Source organism: Mycobacterium parmense, assembly GCF_010730575.1.
Taxonomy (GTDB): domain Bacteria; phylum Actinomycetota; class Actinomycetes; order Mycobacteriales; family Mycobacteriaceae; genus Mycobacterium; species Mycobacterium parmense.
Genome location: NZ_AP022614.1, coordinates 5362549 through 5379563, shown reverse-complemented (window position 1 = coordinate 5379563; position 17015 = coordinate 5362549). Strand labels below are relative to the sequence as shown.

The following is a 17015-nucleotide window of genomic DNA, read 5'->3' as shown; positions in this document are numbered from 1 at the left end:
GCGTTACCGTTACCGTTACAGTCAGCCAGCCCGCTGTAAAGGTTTCAGCCCGCCCCGCGGCTGAGGAGGATGCAGTGACAAAACCTAAAGTCGTCTTCGATCCGTACTCGGAGGAGTTTTACAACAATCCGTTCGACATCTATCGACGGATGCGTGAAGACGCGCCGTTGTATTACGACGAAAAAGAGGACTTCTACGCGCTGACCCGCCATGAGGACGTGGCCGCGGCGTTCAAGGACTTCGAGACCTACTCCTCGGCGCGCGGCTGCGACCTGGCGATGGTCCGCAGGGGCATCTCCCCCGAGCAGAAGTCGATCATCTTCATGGACCCGCCGGAGCACCGCCACATGCGCAGCCTGCTCAACAAGGCGTTCACCCCCAGGGCGATCCAGTCGCAGGTGGACACGATTCACGAGGTGATCGAGAAGTACCTGGGCGCCGTCGACTCCGACACCTTCGACGTCGTGCAGGACTTCTCCGGACCGTTCCCGGTGGAGGTCATCACCCGGATGGCCGGGGTGCCCGAGGAATACCGCCAGCAGGTCCGGCACTGGATCGACACCAGCCTGCATCACGAGCCGGGACAGATCGAGGTCAGCGAAGCCGGCATGCAGGCCAACATCGACACCGCCATGTACTACTTCAGCCTGGTGCAGGAGCGGCGCCAGGAGCCGCAGGACGACATGATCAGCCGGCTCATCGCGGCCGAGATCCCGGGCGAGAACGGTCAGATGCGCAAGCTCGACGACATCGAGATCTGCGGATTCGCAACCCTTCTGGGCGGCGCGGGAGCCGAGACCGTCACCAAGCTGATGGGCAACGCGGCCGTGATCTTCGCCCGCCACCCCGACCAGTGGCAAAAGCTGCAGGAGGACCGCGACAAGATTCCCGGTGCGGTCGAAGAGTTGCTGCGCTATGAGGGGCCGGTCCAGTACAACGTGCGCTACACGCTGAAGGAAGCACACGTCAGCGGCGGCGTGATTCCTCCCTTCAAGCCGGTCTTCCTGTGCGGCGCCTCGGCCAACCGCGACAGCGACGCATTCACCGACGCCGACACGTTCGACATCGAACGCGACCAGACCGAGGCGCAGCACCTCGGTCTCGGCTACGGGATCCACAGCTGCCTGGGCGCCGCGCTGGCCCGCCTGGAGAGCCGGATCGCGTTGGATAGGCTGCTCGACTTCATGCCGCGCTACGAGGTGGACTGGGACGGGTGCAAACGGGTGACCATGCAGAACGTCGCGGGCTGGAAGAACGTGCCCGTCAAAGTGCTTCGCTGAGGGGGCCGGGGTGCCGAAGAAGATCGAAGTCGACTGGGGATTGTGCGAGAGCAACGGCGTCTGCATGGGCATCAACCCGGACATCTTCCAACTCGGGGACGACGACATGCTGACCGTGCTGCAGACGGAGGTCACTCCGGAGAACGAGTCGGACGTGCTCGAGGCCGTCCGGCAGTGTCCCCGGCAGGCGATTTCGATCGTCGAGTAAGGACCGGGTAGCGGCTCGGAAGTCTTCTGAAGTTTTTTAGGATCCGAATCCGGCAACGATCACCGCGTTGCAGTCGGCCGCCGCCTGGCGCAGTTTGGCCGCGTTCTGGTAGCCCTCGGACTCGTACCACGCCCGGGCGGCGCCGACCGATTCGAACTCGAGCACGACGGTCTGGTCACCGTGCCAGGTGCCTTCCAGGACGGTGGGCGCGGTGTCGACGGCCAGGATGGTGGCGCCGGCCATCGCGGGTCGGGCGGCCCGGCCGTAAGCCTTCATGCCCTCCGGGTCCTTGATGGCCTCGGTGAGGATGACATATCCCTTCGGCCCGTTAGCCACTCGAATCTCCTTGTCTGCCTGTAGATCTGGTCACTGCTCGCTGATGGCCTGCTCGGGGCAGCTTTGGATGGCTTCCTGCGTGACGGCCTCCGATTCCGTTGGCACATCCGACGTTATCGCCACCGCGTAGCCGTCGTCGGTCAGACTGAAAACGTCCTCGCAGAGCGTGACGCACACGCCGTGACCCCGGCACCGCTGATCGTCGACCCAAACTCTCATGCCGGGGTGAACTCCAGATGCAACTCGGTCAGACCGCGCAGGATATATGTCGGAACGTATTGGTAGCGGCGGTCATTGGCCGGTCCGTGAACGGCCTCGTCGATCCGGATGTCGGATGTCCGGTCGAGCAGCCGCTCGATCGCCACCCGCGTTTCGGCGCGCGCCAGTGGCGCGCCCGGGCAACTGTGGATGCCGCGGCCGAATGCGATGTGCTGACGGGCGTTCTTGCGGGCGGGATCGAACGTGGCGGGATCTGAGAAGCGGCGCGGATCACGATTGGCGGCGGCCTGCACGATCATCACGGTGGTGCCGGCGGGCAGGTCGACCCCGCCGACGTTGACGGGCACCCGGTTCAGCCGGAAGTCGCCCTTGACCGGGCTCTCGTGGCGCAGCGACTCCTCGATGAAGTTCGGAATGAGGCTGCGGTCCTTGCGCAATTGCGCCTGGATGTCGGGACGCTCCCCGATGGTCTGCAGCGCCGCACCCAGCAGGCGGACGGTGGTCTCCTGGCCCGCCGAGAACACGTTGCTCGCCACGCGGGCCACGTCTTCGACGTCGGGTGTCGAACCGTCGGGATACGTGGCCGTCGCAAGCCCGGTCAGCACGTCGTCGCGAGGTTCGCGGCGGCGGTCGCGGACATAGTCGGAGAACAGGCCGTAGAGAAACTCCAGCGGGCTGTGGGCCAGCGATCCCTTGGTTCCACCGACACCGCCGCCTGCGTGCTCGGCGATGCCCTTGACGAACTTGTCACGGTCCTCCATCGGCACGCCCAGCAGGTCGGCGATGACCAGCAGTGTGAACGGGCTCGCGAAGCCCTTGATGAATTCGCCGTGCCCCGGCGCGAGAAAGGCTTCGAGCGCCTGATCGGCGAGCGCCCACATGGCGTCCTCGTTCTCCTTGAGGCGCTTGGGCGTGATCAGCCGCATCATCAGCGAACGGTGGTTGGTGTGGGTGGGCGGGTCGAGCGTCGGCAGCTGGTCGCTGAACGGCAGCTCGTCGCGATGCTGCTCGATCAGCTCGGTGATGTCGTCGCCCCCCTTACCTTCCAGGGAGACGGGAAATCCCGGGAACGGTCCGGTCACCGAGTTGCACGAGGACCACGTCTCGGCGTCGTTGAGAACCGCGCACGCCTCGTCCCAGCCGGTGACCATGGTGACGCCGTGGTGCTTTTCTTTGGTCACCGGGCACTGCTGCCGCAGCGACTCGTAGTACGGGTAGGGGTCGGCGATCAGCTCGCCGCCCCGGAAGAAATCCAACTCGGTGAAGTCATTCACCATCTCGCACCGTTCCAATCTCGACCAGTGAGAATGCGCCTCTCGGAGATGAGCATTACATTTCCACAACGGCAGGTTCATCGTCAACGCGGCGCCCCCGACAACCGCGAAACGTCGCGCGGTGACCCGGCGAAGTTTTTCAGCCGGCGGGAACCAGATCCGCGGCGACCGACGGGTAGGCCAAGAGTCCGCTGCGGAAGGTTTCGCTGTGACCGATCGACTCGGGCCGTAACGCGGCCGCGGCCAGCGCCGCGGACTTGAACGTCCGCGCGGCCGTGCTGAGGCGGTGCTGCACCAGGCCGACGCTGTCGTCGAGCTCTGCCGGCCAGTCCTCGCCCCACAGCGTGACCTCGGTGACGCCCTGATCGAGGGCCTGCAGCACGCCCTGACGCACCCGCGAGTCGCAGCCGAACAGATCCGCCGCGGCCGCCAGCGCCTGGGGCCGCGGACGGAAATCCACCGACCTGAGCGCCTCCTCGAGGTCGAGCACCCCCGCACCGAGGATGTGCAGCGGGCGGACCTCGTGGCGGCCCGCCGCGTGGTCGGGGAGGAGCACGGTGACGTCCCACCCCGCCATCGACCGGTCGAACAGCCAGCCGCCCGCGAACCTCACCGCATCGACGACGTTGGCTGCGACCACGTCGAGCCGATACCTCATATCGCCTCGGTGCTCTTCGTCGGTGCGAAGTCCCGCGCCAGTGTCTGCGCATACTGCTTGAACACCTCGGCGAGTGGGATCGAAGGATCGAGCAGCCATGTCGTCTCCATTCCGTGTACGAACGCGAGGATCTCTACGGCCTTGGCGACCGGGTCGATGTCTCGCCGGTATCGGCCCTCGGCCTGCCCGCGGCGGATCTGCTCGGCGATGATGTCGACCGAGGCCCGGTGCCTGGCGAGCATGCGGTCGTGCAGCGGTGCGTCGGGCAGGATGCTCTCGACCAGCAGGACGGTGAAAGTGCCGACCAGCTCGGGCGCGCGGTTGAATCGGTCGGCGACGTTGGCGATTTGGTCGAACAGGTCACCGGTCCGGTCGGCGTGGGTGTCGTCGTCGAAGTCGCGGGCGTCGAGCACCGCGTGCAGCAGCTGCTCTTTGGATTCGTAGTGGTGCAGCAGCCCGGCGGGGGTGACCCCGGCCTCGCCCGCGATCTGCGCGAGCGTCGTGGCGCGCCAGCCGTTGCGCGTGAGGAGCCGCTGCGCGACCTCGAGGATGCGCTGCTTGCGGTCCTCCCCCTTGGCCAAAAGCGTGTCGTAACGCCGCGCGACGGGCAACGGAACTCCCTTGTTCACCGGACTGTCGACCGGTCGGCCGAACCAACCTAATGAACACACAGTAGGTAGGTTTGTCCGCAGTGACAAGGGTCTCACTTCCACGGATTTTGCCGTGGAGTCGGCGAAGGGCGCGGCGTCGCGCTAAGTGACCAGCTCGACCAGGGTCGCGTTGGCGGTGCCGCCGCCCTCGCACATGGTCTGCAGCCCGTACCGGATCCCGTGGTCGCGCATGTGGTGCACCATCCGGGTCGTCAGCACCGCACCGGAGGCGCCCAGCGGGTGCCCCAGTGCGATCGCGCCGCCCAGCGGGTTCATCAGCCGCTCGTCGGCTCCCGTCTCGGCGAGCCAGGCGAGCGGGACCGGGGCGAACGCCTCGTTCACCTCGAAGGCACCCACTTCGGACAGCCGCACGCCCGCCTTGCTCAGCACCTTCTCGGTCGCAGGTATGGGACCGGTGAGCATGAGCACCGGGTCCGCACCGGTCACCGCGCCTGCGAGGTAGCGCACGATGGGGGTCAGCCCCAGCTCGACGGCCATCGCCGAGGTGGTCACCAGCAGGGCGGCCGCGCCGTCGGAGATCTGAGACGAGTTGCCCGCGTGGATGACGCCGCCGTCGAGGAACGCGGGCTTGAGCGCACCCAGCTTCTCGACGGTGGTGCCGCGCCGCACCCCCTCGTCGTCGGCGACGACCGTCCCGTCCGCTCCGTCGACGAATACCGGCACGATCTGATCGGTGAATGCGCCCGCGTCCTGGGCCGCGGCGGCCCGCTCGTGGGACTCCGCCGAATACTCGTCGAGCCGGCCGCGGGAGAAGCCCCATTTCTTGGCGATCATCTCCGCCGACAGGCCCTGGTTGAAGGTGAAGTCGTCGTAGCGGGCGAGCACCTTGGGTCCGTAGGGCATGCCGCTCGCCCGTGCCGAACCGAGCGGGACGCGGCTCATGACCTCGACCCCGCCGGCCACCACCACGTCCTGCTGGCCCGACATGACGGCCTGCACCGCGAAGTCCAGCGCCTGCTGGCTGGAACCGCACGCGCGGTTGACCGTGGTTCCCGGGATGCTCTCGGGCCAGCCGGCCGCGAGCACCGCGTATCGGCCGATGTTGCTGGACTGGTCGCCGACCTGGGACACGCACCCCCAGATCACGTCGTCAACGACGTCCGGGCCGACGCCACAACGCTCGAGCAGCTCGTTGAGGACGACGGCGGACAAGTCGGCGGCGTGCATCCCCGACAACCCGCCGTTGCGCTTGCCGACCGGGGTGCGCACCGCCCCGACGATGACTGTCTCACGCATGTTCACTCCGATTGCCGTTGATCCGATTTCGACAGGGCCCACCGACCAGTAAACGACGGCTCCCGGCGCTCCGCGAAGGCGGCATACGCGGTCGCCGCATCCGCCGTCGCGAAATTGCCGATCTGGGCGCGGGCTTCGTTGGCGAGGGCGTCGCGCAGGGTGCGGTCGGCGCCCTCGTTCAGCAGTGCCTTGGTCTGGGCGAGCGCCAGCGGCGGCCCCGCCGCGAGCCGGCGGGCGAGGTCGGCGACGAATGCGTCGATCTCGGCACCCGGCACCACCCAGGTCACCAGGTTCAGAGCCCGGGCCTCGGCGGCATCGATGGTCTCGGCCAGCAGTGCGAGCCGCTTCGCCTGCTGGAGGCCGACGAGTTTCGGCAACAGCCAGGAGCCGCCCAGGTCGATGGACAGACCGCGCTTCGAAAAGATCTGACAGAACGTCGATTCCGGCGTGGCGACCACCAAATCGCATCCCAGCGCCAGGTTCCAGCCGGCTCCGGCGGCTACCCCGGTCACCTTCGCGACAGTCGGGATCGAGAGCTCGTGCAGCGCGAGCGCGACGTCGGTCAGACGCTGCAGTTTGTACCTCGGGTGGATGTCCTCGGAGACGGAGATGTCGGCGCCGGAGCAGAAGCTGCCGCCGGAGCCGGTGATGACGAGCGCGCGGACGCCACGGTCGTGGTCGACGGCATCGAGCGCGTCCCGCAGTGCTATCCACAGTGCCGGGTCGATCGCGTTCTTGCGGCGCGGGCGGTTGAGCGTGAGCGTGCGTACCCCGTCGCGGTCGTCGGACAGGAGAACAGAATCAGTCATGCGTCAGTAGCTGCGTGGCAGCTTCAGCACGTTGGACCCCAGGAAGTTCAGGATCATCTCCTGGCTGACCGGCGCGATCTTCATCAGCCGCGCCTCGCGGAAGTAGCGCGTGATGTGATACTCCTCGGCGTAGCCCATCCCACCATGGGTCTGCAACGCCCGGTCGGCGGCGGCGAACCCGGCGTCCGCGCACAGGTACTTGGCCGTATTCGCTTCGCGCCCACAGGGTTTGCCATTGTCGTAAAGCCAGGTGGCCTTGCGCAGCATCAGCTCAGCGGCGTCGAGGCGGGCCAGTGAGTCGGCGAGCGGGAACTGCAGGCCCTGGTTCATGCCGATCGGGCGCCCGAAGACCTCGCGCTCGTTGCCGTACTGCACCGCCTTCTCCAGCGCCACCCGCCCGATGCCCAGCGCCTCGGCGGCTATCAGCATCCGCTCGGGGTTCAGGCCGTCCAGGATGTACTGGAATCCCTTGCCTTCCTCGCCGACTCGGTCCTCGACGGGCACCTCGAGGTTGTCGATGAACAACTCGTTGGAGCTGACGGCGTTGCGGCCCATCTTGCGGATGGGCCGGATGTCGACCCGGCTGCGGTCGAGGTCGGTGAGGAAGAGCGTCATCCCGTCGGTCTTCTTCACCACCTCGTCGTAGCTCTGGGTGCGGGTCAGCAGCAGGATTTTGGAGGATTCCATCGCCTTGGAGATCCACACCTTGCGGCCGTTGACCACGTAGCGGTCCCCGTCGCGCTTGGCGAAGGTGGTGATACGCGAAGTGTCCAGTCCGGCACCGGGTTCGGTGACGCCGAAGCAGACGTGGGTTTCGCCGGTGGCGACCGAAGGCAGCGTGCGCGCCTTGAGGTCGTCGGATCCGTGCACGACGACGGGCTGCATGCCGAAGATCGACAGATGGATCGAACTTGCGGCGTTCATGGCGCCGCCGGACTTGGCGACCTCTTCGAGCAGCAGCGTGGCTTCGGTGATTCCGAGACCGTGGCCGCCGTACTCGGTGGGAATCGTCATGCCCAGCCAGCCGCCGTCGGCTATCGCCTTGTAAAACTCGGTCGGGAACTCGTGCGCGAGGTCTTTTTCCATCCAGTACTGGTCGTCGAACCTGCGCGCCAGTTCGGCGACCGATTTGCGGATCAGCTCTTGATCATCGCTGAGCTCGAAGCTCATTCCACCGCCGGGCACAGCCAGCTCTCCTCCAGTCGATTACAGGCACCGGCGCACGCGCTGATCCGACGGTGCGGTCAGTCCTTGTTGCCGGTGAGCGCTTTGGCGTTGGCCGCGAAGTCCGCGAAGGACGAGCCGCCTCGGCTGTCCTTCTCGTGGCCCTGCGCCTTGATGGACACGTCGTGCCCTTCGGCGGCCTTGCGCAACGCACCGACGGTCGCCTGCTCGCGCGAAATGTGAGTGAACGGATCGAACGAATACCAGCGCATCGCGTTCTCGTAGGTCATCTTGTTGATCTCGTCGTCGGGAACGTCGTTGAGGGACAAGACGTCCCACAACTCCTCCGGCGCACCGGGCCACATCGAGTCGCTGTGCGGGTAGTCGGCCTCCCAGCAGATGTTGTCGATGCCGATCATGTTGCGCAGCGCCACGCCGACCTTGTCGCTGATGAAGCAGGTCAGGAAGTGGTCGCGGAACACCTCGCTGGGCAGCTTGCCCTTGAAGTCCTGGTGCGTCCAGGCGGAGTGCATTTCGAACGTCCGGTCCGCGCGCTCCAGAAAGTAGGGAATCCAGCCGGTTCCGCCCTCGGAGAGCGCGATCTTGAGGTCTGGGTACTCTTTGATGGGCCGTGACCACAGCAGGTCCGCGGCGGCTTGCACAATGTTCATCGGCTGCAGGGTGATCATCACGTCCATCGGCGCGTCCGGCGCGGTGATCGCGAGCCGGCCCGAGGAACCGATGTGCACGTTCATCACCGTGTCGGTGTCGACCAGCGCTTTCCACAGCGGGTTCCAGTACGCGTCGTGGAAACTCGGATAGCCCATGGCGGCCGGGTTCTCGGTGAAGGTCAGCGCGTGCACGCCCTTCTTCGACACCCGGCGCACCTCGGCCGCGCACGCCTCGGCGTCCCAGATCACCGGAATCGCCATCGGGATGAATCGCGCCGGGTAGGCGCCGCACCACTCGTCGATGTGCCAGTCGTTGTAGGCCTGCACCAGGGCAATCGAGAAGTCGTGGTCGTCGGTGGCGAACAGCCGCCCGGCGAAACCCGGGAAGGAGGGGAAGCAGATCGAGGCCAGGATGCCGCCGGCGTTCATGTCCTTGACGCGCTCGTCGACGTTGTAGCAACCCGGTCGGATCTCATCGAGCCCCGTCGGCTCGATTCCGTACTCCTCCTTCGGCCGGCCGGCGACCGCGTTCAGCGCGACGTTCGGGATCACCGTGTCACGGAACTTCCACATGTCCGAGCCGTCGGCGTTGTGCACCAGCCGGGGCGCGTCGTCGATGTACTTCTTCGGCAGGTGGTTCTTGAACATGTCCGGCGGCTCGACTGTGTGGTCGTCGACGCTGATCAGCATCATGTCTTCTTTGTTCATGGCCGTTACCCTTCCGTCAGATCCTTCGGGTTCGTTCCGGTGCCACACAGCTCGGCGATCTGCTGGGACGCGCCGAGATCACTAAGATGAAAACTATCTTCTCGTCAAGCGAGAATCAACATCTATCGCGCGCCGCGACGCGCCTGCGGCTCACCGGCGGGACACGGAAAAGCAGGTCAGCGAGCTGCCAGCGCGGAAAAAGATGGGAGGATATCGTCCGCCGGTTCGCCCCGGCAACGCGGGACAAATATTTGGTAGCACCACCGTGCGCCCGACAGCGCGGATGCCGCGGGTGCGGATCGGCCGATCCGCCAGACGCCCTCCGGCATTGACCAGTCGGATGAATCATGCAAGTCTATTGTTTGGAAATGAGAATATGATTCTCCTTGACCGAGAGCGGCGGGGAGGACGCCGAGAGGAGACCGGGGATGCGCTTGGGTCCGCTGCCCGCCGACCAGTGGGACGAGACCGTCCAACGGTCGCTCTCCGTGATGCTGCCGCCGGACAAGTGCAACCCGCAGGACGCGGCCCTCCCGCTCGCGACCTTCGCGAATCATCCCGCCCTGACCAAAGCGTTCCTGCGGTTCAACGTCCACCTCTTGTTCTCGTCGACGCTGCCGCCGCGCATCCGCGAACTTGCCATCCTGCGGATCGCCCACCGCCGCAACTGCGCCTACGAGTGGGTCCACCACGTGACACTCGGCAAAGAGGCCGGGTTGCTCGACGACGAGATAGACGCCGTCCGCCGGCCCGGGGCAGGCAACTTCGACGCTTTCGAGCGCGCCGTTCTCACCGGGGTCGACGAACTCGACGAGAAGTCGGAGCTCTCCGACGAGACGTGGGCGGCACTCGGCGAGCGCCTCGACGACCGCCAGCGGATGGACTACGTCTTCACGGTCGGCTGCTACGCGCTGCTGGCCATGGCATTCAACACGTTTGGCGTCACGCCCGAGAACGAGAGGTAGACCGTTGCCACACTTCCCGAAGCCCGCCGCAGGCAGCTGGACCGAGAACTATCCCGAGCTGGGCACCGCGCCGGTCGACTACACCGACTCGATCGACCCGGCGTTCTTCGAAGCCGAGCGCGAGGCGATCTTCAAGAGGACCTGGCTCAACGTGGGCCGCGTCGAGAGGTTACCGCGCACCGGCAGCTATTTCACCAAAGAGCTGCCGTCGGCCGGCAAGGGCATGTCGGTGATCATCGTCAAAACCAAGGACGGGACCGTCAAGGCGTATCACAACGTCTGCCGGCACCGCGGAAACAAGCTGGTGTGGAACGACTTTCCCAACGAGGAGACTTCCGGTACCTGCCGGCAGTTCACCTGCAAGTACCACGCCTGGCGTTACAGCCTGGACGGCGACCTCACCTTCGTCCAGCAGGAGGACGAATTCTTCAACCTCGACAAGAGCGATTACGGCCTGGCGCCCGTCCGCTGCGAGGTGTGGGAAGGCTTCATCTTCGTCAACTTCGACGACAACGCCGCGCCGCTGGTCGACTACCTCGGGCCGCTGGCCAAGAGCATCGAGGGCTATCCCTTCGGCGAGATGACGGAGACCTACTCCTACCGCGCGGAGGTCGGCAGCAACTGGAAGTTGTTCATCGACGCGTTCGTCGAGTTCTATCACGCGCCGATCCTGCACCAGGGCCAGTACACGAAGGAAGAAGCCGCCAAGATCCAGAAGTACGGCTACGAGGCGCTGCACTACGAGGTGGCGGGCCCGCACAACCTGCAGTCGACCTGGGGCGGTCAGGCACCGCCCCCCGACATGTCCATGGTCAAGCCGTTGGACCAGGTGCTGCGCAGCGGGTTGTTCGGTCCGTGGGACAAGCCGGAGATCATCGAGAAGCTGGAGCTGCCCGCTGGTGTCAACGTGAAGCGGGTGCCGCAATGGGGCATCGACTCGTGGCTCTTCTATCCCAACTTCATGCTGCTGATCTGGGAGCCGGGCTGGTTCTTGACCTACCACTACTGGCCTACCGCGGTGGACAGGCACATCTTCGAGTCCACGCTGTATTTCGTGCCGCCGCGCAACGCCCGCGAGCGCCTGGCCCAGGAGCTGGCAGCGGTGACGTTCAAGGAGTACGCGCTGCAGGACGCCAACACCCTGGAGGCGACGCAGACGATGATCGGCACCCGCGCCGTCACGGAATTCCTGCTGTGCGACCAGGAAATCCTGATCCGTCACCTGCACAAGACGACCGCCGACTACGTCGCCAATTGGGCAAAGGAGTGCCAGCGCAATGGCAAAGTTACCGTCTGAATTCGCCGCCCTCGAGCCGTATTTGGATTGGGACCTGGCCACCGAACCCGAGCGCTACGCCAAGCGGCTCGCCTCGACGATGACCGAGATGCAGGCGTTCTACGACGTCGCGTTCCCCAAGTTGAACGACGTCATCGCCTACTGCGACAAATTCCCGCTCCACGATCTGCCCGAGGATGCGCGTAGCCTGATGCACATCATGCAGTCACTGGTCATGGTGTCGTTCCCCGTCGAGGCGTGGAAGCAGCCGCGGGTGCCCGACAGCGGCGCGGCCTGGGTGGAGCTCGTCCGGGAACCGGTGATCTGAGAGGTGTTGACGCTCAAGGCCGCTGGGCTGCTTGACGTCGACGCCGGCGAGATCGTCTCACCCGGCATCGTGCGGGTCGACGGCGACCGGATCGTCGGCGTCGGCGGCCACCCCGAAGGCGACCTGATCGACCTCGGCGAGGCGATCCTGCTGCCCGGCCTGATGGACATGGAGGTCAACCTCCTAATGGGCGGGCGCGGCGAGACTCCGGGCTTGTCCCAGGTGCAGGACGACCCGCCGACGCGGGTGTTGCGGGCGGTCGGCAACGCCCGACGCACGCTGCGGGCCGGCTTCACCACCGTGCGCAACCTGGGCCTGTTCGTCAAGACCGGCGGCTACCTGCTCGACGTCGCGCTGGGCAAGGCGATCGACGCGGGCTGGATCGACGGGCCCCGGGTGGTGCCGGCCGGGCACGCCATCACACCCACCGGCGGGCATTTGGACCCGACGATGTTCGCCGCGTTCATGCCGGGCGCGCTCGATCTCACGGTCGAAGAGGGCATCGCCAACGGGGTCGACGAGGTCCGCAAGGCCGTGCGATACCAGATCAAACACGGTGCTCAGCTGATCAAGGTGTGCGTGTCCGGTGGCGTGATGTCGTTGACCGGCGAGGCCGGCGCACAACACTATTCAGACGAAGAGCTGTGCGCGATCGTCGACGAGGCGCACCGGCGCGGATTGCGGGTCGCCGCGCACACACACGGAGCGGAAGCGGTCAAGCACGCGGTCGCCTGCGGTATCGACTGCATCGAACACGGCTTCCTGATGGACGACGAGGCCATCAAGATGCTGGTCGACAACGACCGGTTCCTGGTGACCACCCGCAGGCTGGCTCAGGCAATGGATGTGTCGCGCGCTCCGAAAGAGCTGCAGGACAAGGCAGCCGAGATGTTCCCGAAGGCGGAAACGTCAATCAAGGCCGCCTACGAGGCCGGGGTGAAGATCGCGGTCGGCACCGACGCGCCCGCGATACCGCACGGCAAGAACGCCGATGAGCTCGTGACGCTGGTCGAATGGGGCATGCCGCCACTGGCCGTGCTGCGGGCGGCCACCGTGACCGCGGCCGAGCTGATCAACTCGACCGACCGGGGACGGCTGGCTGAGGGCCAGCTCGCGGACATCATCGCGGTGCCCGGAAACCCGTTGGACGACATCACTGTTACCCAGCGTGTCAGCTTCGTCATGAAAGGCGGCAAGGTCTATGCCAACCAGAACTGACGACCTGGTCGAGATCCAGCAACTGCTCGCCCGCTACGCCGTCACCATCACCCAGGAAGACATCGACGGCCTCATCGGTGTCTTCACACCGGACGGGACCTACAGCGCGTTCGGTTCGACCTACAAACTGGACAGGTTCCCCGAGTTGGTTGCCGCCGCACCAAAAGGCTTGTTCCTCACCGGAACCGCCTTGGTCGAGCACATGGACGGCGACACCGCGAGCGGCACCCAGCCGTTGTGCTTCATCGACGGCTCCACGCATGACATGCGAATCGGCTACTACCGCGACACCTATCTGCGCACCCCCGACGGATGGCGGCTGAAAACCCGCGCGATGACGTTCATCCGCCGCAGCGGCGTGCACGACTCGGGGCGCGCGCACGCGGTGGGCCGCCCGCAGCCGTGAGAGCCGAGCCGTGAATGTCGAGGAATTCCGCTCGGGTCTGCGAGCGTGGCTCGGCGAGAACGACTTAAGTCCGGGTCCCGACCATTCGCTGCAGGGGCACATGCACCAGTTCGCCCGGGTCAGCCGCGCCCTGTACGACGCCGACTGGATGCGGTACGGCTGGGCGCAGGAGGTGGGTGGACTGGGCGGGCCCGCGGTGCTCCGCGCGATCGTCGGCGAGGAGATCGTGGGGCGCCGGCTCGCCGAACCCGGACCGTATTCGATGCTCGAAGTGCTTGCCCCCACGATGATCGACTATGCGCCGAAAGAGCTCGCCGCCGAGATGGTGCCGCGGCTGCTGCGCGGCGACGAGCACTGGTGTCAGGGTTTCTCCGAGCCGGGCTCCGGCAGCGACCTCGCCTCGCTGTCCACCCGCGCAACCCCGCGGGGGGATGACTGGATAGTCAACGGGCAGAAGGTCTGGACCAGCTACGCGCAGTTCTCCACGCGCTGCGTCCTGCTCACCCGCACCGGGCCGGGACACGAGGGCATCACGGCGTTCTTCGTCGACCTGGACACGCCGGGCATCACGATCCGACCGCTGCGCACCATGCACGGTGTCGACGAGTTCTGCGAGGTGTACTACGACGACGTGCTGATCCCGGGAGACCGGATGCTGGGCAGGCCCGGCGACGGCTGGCGACTCGCTATGGACCTGCTGCCGTACGAGCGTTCCACCTGCTTCTGGCAGCGGATCGCCTACCTCTACTCGCGGTTCGACGAGCTCATCGACGAAGCCGACGATCCCGACGAATCCGCGCTCGGGTCTGCGTATCTGGCGCTGCACACGCTGCGCTGCCGGTCGCGCGGCACCCAGCACCGATTCGGTGCCGGGGCGCGGCTGGGACCCGACACCTCCATCGACAAGGTGCTGCTGGCGACCGCGGAGCAACAGCTCTACGACACCGTCCGCGAGCTGCTGCCCGGGACTCTCGAGCTCGACGAAACCCCCTGGCGCCCGGAGTACCTCTACTCGCGCGCGGCGACGATCTACGGCGGCACCGCCGAGATCCAGCGCAACATCATCGCCCGCCGGCTGCTCGACCTCGGGAAGGAGTGACCCGTGGACACAACGACGGACACCGAGTCGCTGCGCCTGCTGGCCGACTCGCTGCGCACGACGATGACGTCGGTGTCGTCGGGTGCCAAGCTCGACGAGGCGCTGCTCGACCTCGGCTGGCGCGAGATGCTCGGCGAAATGCCGGATGCCGCGATCCCCTTGATGTTTCGGCTACTCGGGGAGACCGGCGCGCATGCCCCCGTGCTCAACGATGTCGTGTTGACCGCAGCCGGCGATCCCCCCGGCGGCGTCCCGCCGCTGCCGTTCGCCGGAGGCTCGTGGGTGGCATGGCAACGCGAGGACGATTCCGGTTCGGCGATCGACGAGGTACTACCGATACGCCGGGTGGCGCAGGGTGATCCGCTGTCACCTGCCGCGGTGAACGCCGGCCGGCAGGCTGCGGGCTGGTGGCTGGTCGGCACCAGCCGGGCGATGCTGACACTGGCGCGCCGGCACGCCGTGGACCGCGAACAGTTCGGCCGGCGCATCGCCTCGTTCCAGGCGATCAGGCACCGGCTGGCCGAGACGCTCGTCGCGATCGAGGGCGCCGAGGCCGCGCTGCAGGTCGCCGCCGCCCCGGCGGACGATCCGGACGGCCTCGCCTCGCTCCTTGCGAAAGCCGCGGCCGGCCGGGCCGCGCTGGTCACCTCGCGTCATTGCCAGCAGGTGTTGGGCGGGATCGGCTTCACCGCCGAGCACCAGCTGCACCACCACGTCAAGCGGTCCCTGATCCTGGACGGGTTGCTGGGCGGCACGAAAGAACTGACCCGACAAGCCGGGAAGACGTTGCGCACCAAGGGCTACGCCCCTCGGCTGGCCGAGCTCTAGCGGCCCGGGACGGCGTCTGAGTAGACTCTTCTGGCCACCACGAGGACAGGACGCGAGTGAGCTATTCCGACGCACCGCAGAACAAATTCGGCGTCGCCTCGCTGATGGTGGGTCTGGTCGCGCTGATGACGTGCTGGCTTCTGATCGGGGTGCCCCTGGGGGTCGCGGCGGTGATCACCGGCGACATCGGACGGCGGCGGGTCGAGCGCGGCGTCGCCGACAATCCCCGAACGGCCTGGGCCGGCATCGTCGTGGGTGCGGTGGCGATCGTCGCGGGACTCGTCGCCGTCGGCTACTACGCCTGGTCGGACGCAAGAGCGCCGTAGCACTCGGCGGTCCTCAATTGCGGGGCAGGCCGAGGACGCGTTGAGCGACGATGTTGCGCTGGATCTCGGAGGTACCGCCGGCGATGGTGGCCGCGAACGTACGAATGTAGCGGTCGAACCAACTGCCGTAGTGGCTGTCCAGATTCAGCGGCGCGAACGGCGCCGTCACGCCGCGAAGCGCGAGCCCGGCGGCCCCTTCGGCGTCGAGTGCGTCCTCGCAGGCGCGTTGCATCGCTTCGGATCCCAGCAGTTTGAGCACGGACTGAGCCGGCACGTCCTCTTCGCCGCGGGCGGCCTTGGACAGAGTGATCGAGCCCAGCAACCGCATCGCGAAGCGATCCATCACCAGCGTGGCGTAGCGATCGCGCGCGACGGCTCCCGACGGGGCGTATTCGGCCGTCAACGCGTGCAGCATGTCCGCGTAATCCAGCCAGAGCATCGAACGTTCGTGGCCGAGCGATCCGGTGGCCACCATCCAACCCCCGTTCAGCTCGCCCACCACGTTCTTCGCCGGCACCCGCGCGTCGGTGAAGAACACCTCGTTGAAGTCGACGTCCTCGTGGTCGGCTATCGAAGCGAACGGGCGGCGCACCACGCCGGGGGTGTCGGTGGGGATCATCAATGCGCTGATTCCCTTGTGTTTCGGCGCTTCTGGATCCGTGCGCACGAACACGAGCAACACATCGGCGTGATGGGCGCCCGACGTCCACACCTTCTGCCCGTTGACCACGAAGTGGTCGCCGTCAAGCACCGCACGCGTTTTGAGGGACGCGAGATCGGAGCCGGCGCCGGGCTCGCTCATGCCCAGCGAGGCGGTCATCTCCGCGCGCAGGATCGGCACCGCCCAGCGCCGCTTCTGCTCCGGCGTGCCGAACGACAGCAACGACGCCGCGACGATGCCCACGCCCTGCGGATTGAAGCTCTGATAGATCCGCCGCCGCGACAGCTCTTCGAGGTAGACGTACTGCTGCAACAGGGTGGCGTTGCGCCCGCCGAACTCGGGCGGGTTGCCGGGCAGCAGCCACCCGCTGTCGAAGAGCAGCCGCTGCCAGCGTCGTGCCCACCCCGGCACGTCGGAGCTCGACCGGGGCCGTTCGAACGCCTCGGCCTCGGCCGGCAGGTGGGCGTCCAGGAAAGCGGCGAACTCGGCGCGGAACGCCTCCACCTCGGCGTCGAAGGTCAGCTGCACGACACTCCCCGGGAATATTGCGCGATTGCCGGCCGCCGCGAGATTTGGGTTTCCCGCTCATCGGGGTTCTGCGGAACGGCGTGGTGCGCTCTTGCGATTTCGCTTCTGTACGGATGTTCAAGAGAATAGTATTCTCATGCTGAGAA

General features: G+C 66.5%; 20 protein-coding genes. 10 read left to right on the top strand and 10 right to left on the bottom strand.

The annotated features are described in order from the left end of the window. The first annotated feature begins 74 nt into the window (after positions 1–74). Both G6N48_RS24950 and G6N48_RS24945 read left to right on the top strand, forming a co-directional pair. The gene (locus G6N48_RS24950) at positions 75–1280 is read left to right on the top strand and encodes a cytochrome P450 (RefSeq protein WP_085270199.1); all 1206 of its coding nucleotides are present in this window, start codon (positions 75–77) and stop codon (positions 1278–1280) included. 10 nt (positions 1281–1290) lie between these two features. Next, a complete protein-coding gene (locus G6N48_RS24945) occupies positions 1291–1488 on the top strand; it encodes a ferredoxin (RefSeq protein ID WP_085270198.1) in 198 nt (65 codons plus the stop codon). Between the two features lie 36 nt (positions 1489–1524). Here the strand turns inward: G6N48_RS24945 and G6N48_RS24940 are convergent, their stop codons facing one another. From G6N48_RS24940 to G6N48_RS24900, 9 genes are all read right to left on the bottom strand, one after another. After that, positions 1525–1824 carry a DUF1330 domain-containing protein gene (locus G6N48_RS24940; protein ID WP_085270197.1) on the bottom strand — a complete coding sequence of 100 codons (300 nt, stop codon included), beginning with the start codon at positions 1822–1824 and terminating at the stop codon, positions 1525–1527. A gap of 30 nt (positions 1825–1854) precedes the next feature. Beyond that, positions 1855–2043, bottom strand: a complete 189-nt coding sequence (locus G6N48_RS24935; RefSeq protein WP_085270196.1) for a ferredoxin — start codon at positions 2041–2043, stop codon at positions 1855–1857. Beyond that, entirely contained in the window at positions 2040–3320 is a 1281-nt protein-coding gene (locus G6N48_RS24930) for a cytochrome P450 (RefSeq protein WP_085270195.1), read from the bottom strand. The genes G6N48_RS24935 and G6N48_RS24930 overlap by 4 nt, the downstream gene beginning before the upstream one ends. A 136-nt stretch (positions 3321–3456) precedes the next feature. Next, on the bottom strand, positions 3457–3975 hold the full coding sequence (locus G6N48_RS24925; protein WP_085270194.1) for a hypothetical protein: 519 nt from the start codon (positions 3973–3975) through the stop codon (positions 3457–3459). Continuing rightward, the gene (locus G6N48_RS24920; RefSeq protein ID WP_085270282.1) at positions 3972–4586 is read right to left on the bottom strand and encodes a TetR/AcrR family transcriptional regulator; all 615 of its coding nucleotides are present in this window, start codon (positions 4584–4586) and stop codon (positions 3972–3974) included. Before G6N48_RS24920 ends, G6N48_RS24925 begins: the two co-directional genes overlap by 4 nt. A 141-nt stretch (positions 4587–4727) precedes the next feature. Continuing rightward, positions 4728–5882, bottom strand: a complete 1155-nt coding sequence (locus G6N48_RS24915; RefSeq protein ID WP_085270193.1) for a thiolase family protein — start codon at positions 5880–5882, stop codon at positions 4728–4730. A gap of 2 nt (positions 5883–5884) precedes the next feature. Then, a complete protein-coding gene (locus tag G6N48_RS24910) occupies positions 5885–6691 on the bottom strand; it encodes an enoyl-CoA hydratase/isomerase family protein (RefSeq protein ID WP_085270192.1) in 807 nt (268 codons plus the stop codon). A 3-nt stretch (positions 6692–6694) separates the two neighbouring features. Continuing rightward, positions 6695–7861 carry an acyl-CoA dehydrogenase family protein gene (locus G6N48_RS24905; RefSeq protein ID WP_085270191.1) on the bottom strand — a complete coding sequence of 389 codons (1167 nt, stop codon included), beginning with the start codon at positions 7859–7861 and terminating at the stop codon, positions 6695–6697. Positions 7862–7935: 74 nt separating this feature from the next. Then, positions 7936–9234 (bottom strand): amidohydrolase family protein, encoded by a 1299-nt coding sequence (locus G6N48_RS24900; protein ID WP_085270190.1) that lies wholly within the window; start codon positions 9232–9234, stop codon positions 7936–7938. A gap of 428 nt (positions 9235–9662) precedes the next feature. Between G6N48_RS24900 and G6N48_RS24895 the strand changes: the two genes are divergently transcribed. The 8 genes from G6N48_RS24895 (at position 9663) to G6N48_RS24860 (ending at position 15680) form a co-directional block, all read left to right on the top strand. Beyond that, positions 9663–10199, top strand: coding sequence for a carboxymuconolactone decarboxylase family protein (locus G6N48_RS24895; RefSeq protein WP_085270189.1), 537 nt, complete (start codon positions 9663–9665; stop codon positions 10197–10199). Positions 10200–10203: 4 nt separating this feature from the next. Next, positions 10204–11496, top strand: a complete 1293-nt coding sequence (locus G6N48_RS24890; RefSeq protein ID WP_085270188.1) for an aromatic ring-hydroxylating oxygenase subunit alpha — start codon at positions 10204–10206, stop codon at positions 11494–11496. Continuing rightward, a complete protein-coding gene (locus G6N48_RS24885) occupies positions 11477–11803 on the top strand; it encodes a hypothetical protein (protein ID WP_085270187.1) in 327 nt (108 codons plus the stop codon). The genes G6N48_RS24890 and G6N48_RS24885 overlap by 20 nt, the downstream gene beginning before the upstream one ends. Positions 11804–11806: 3 nt before the next feature. Then, positions 11807–13021, top strand: coding sequence for a metal-dependent hydrolase family protein (locus G6N48_RS24880; RefSeq protein WP_085270186.1), 1215 nt, complete (start codon positions 11807–11809; stop codon positions 13019–13021). Then, positions 13005–13427 (top strand): nuclear transport factor 2 family protein, encoded by a 423-nt coding sequence (locus tag G6N48_RS24875; protein ID WP_085270185.1) that lies wholly within the window; start codon positions 13005–13007, stop codon positions 13425–13427. Before G6N48_RS24880 ends, G6N48_RS24875 begins: the two co-directional genes overlap by 17 nt. A 10-nt stretch (positions 13428–13437) precedes the next feature. After that, positions 13438–14526, top strand: coding sequence for an acyl-CoA dehydrogenase family protein (locus tag G6N48_RS24870; protein ID WP_085270184.1), 1089 nt, complete (start codon positions 13438–13440; stop codon positions 14524–14526). Between the two features lie 63 nt (positions 14527–14589). After that, positions 14590–15354: an acyl-CoA dehydrogenase family protein gene (locus G6N48_RS24865; protein WP_085270281.1), complete on the top strand. Its 765-nt coding sequence runs from the start codon at positions 14590–14592 to the stop codon at positions 15352–15354. Between the two features lie 104 nt (positions 15355–15458). Continuing rightward, the gene (locus G6N48_RS24860) at positions 15459–15680 is read left to right on the top strand and encodes a DUF4190 domain-containing protein (protein WP_085270280.1); all 222 of its coding nucleotides are present in this window, start codon (positions 15459–15461) and stop codon (positions 15678–15680) included. A gap of 13 nt (positions 15681–15693) precedes the next feature. On the opposite strand, the gene G6N48_RS24855 is transcribed toward G6N48_RS24860, so the two are convergent. Next, positions 15694–16869 carry an acyl-CoA dehydrogenase family protein gene (locus G6N48_RS24855; RefSeq protein ID WP_085270183.1) on the bottom strand — a complete coding sequence of 392 codons (1176 nt, stop codon included), beginning with the start codon at positions 16867–16869 and terminating at the stop codon, positions 15694–15696. Positions 16870–17015 lie beyond the last annotated feature (146 nt).

Bases quoted from the DNA above. Each gene is read 5' to 3' on its own strand.
- G6N48_RS24935 (WP_085270196.1), bottom strand. From the start codon at position 2,043: ATGAGAGTTTGGGTCGACGATCAGCGGTGCCGGGGTCACGGCGTGTGC.
- G6N48_RS24930 (WP_085270195.1), bottom strand. From the start codon at position 3,320: ATGGTGAATGACTTCACCGAGTTGGATTTCTTCCGGGGCGGCGAGCTG.
- G6N48_RS24925 (WP_085270194.1), bottom strand. From the start codon at position 3,975: ATGAGGTATCGGCTCGACGTGGTCGCAGCCAACGTCGTCGATGCGGTG.
- G6N48_RS24915 (WP_085270193.1), bottom strand. From the start codon at position 5,882: ATGCGTGAGACAGTCATCGTCGGGGCGGTGCGCACCCCGGTCGGCAAG.
- G6N48_RS24910 (WP_085270192.1), bottom strand. From the start codon at position 6,691: ATGACTGATTCTGTTCTCCTGTCCGACGACCGCGACGGGGTACGCACG.
- G6N48_RS24905 (WP_085270191.1), bottom strand. From the start codon at position 7,861: ATGAGCTTCGAGCTCAGCGATGATCAAGAGCTGATCCGCAAATCGGTC.
- G6N48_RS24900 (WP_085270190.1), bottom strand. From the start codon at position 9,234: ATGAACAAAGAAGACATGATGCTGATCAGCGTCGACGACCACACAGTC.
- G6N48_RS24895 (WP_085270189.1), top strand. From the start codon at position 9,663: ATGCGCTTGGGTCCGCTGCCCGCCGACCAGTGGGACGAGACCGTCCAA.
- G6N48_RS24885 (WP_085270187.1), top strand. From the start codon at position 11,477: ATGGCAAAGTTACCGTCTGAATTCGCCGCCCTCGAGCCGTATTTGGAT.
- G6N48_RS24875 (WP_085270185.1), top strand. From the start codon at position 13,005: ATGCCAACCAGAACTGACGACCTGGTCGAGATCCAGCAACTGCTCGCC.
- G6N48_RS24865 (WP_085270281.1), top strand. From the start codon at position 14,590: ATGACGTCGGTGTCGTCGGGTGCCAAGCTCGACGAGGCGCTGCTCGAC.
- G6N48_RS24860 (WP_085270280.1), top strand. From the start codon at position 15,459: ATGGTGGGTCTGGTCGCGCTGATGACGTGCTGGCTTCTGATCGGGGTG.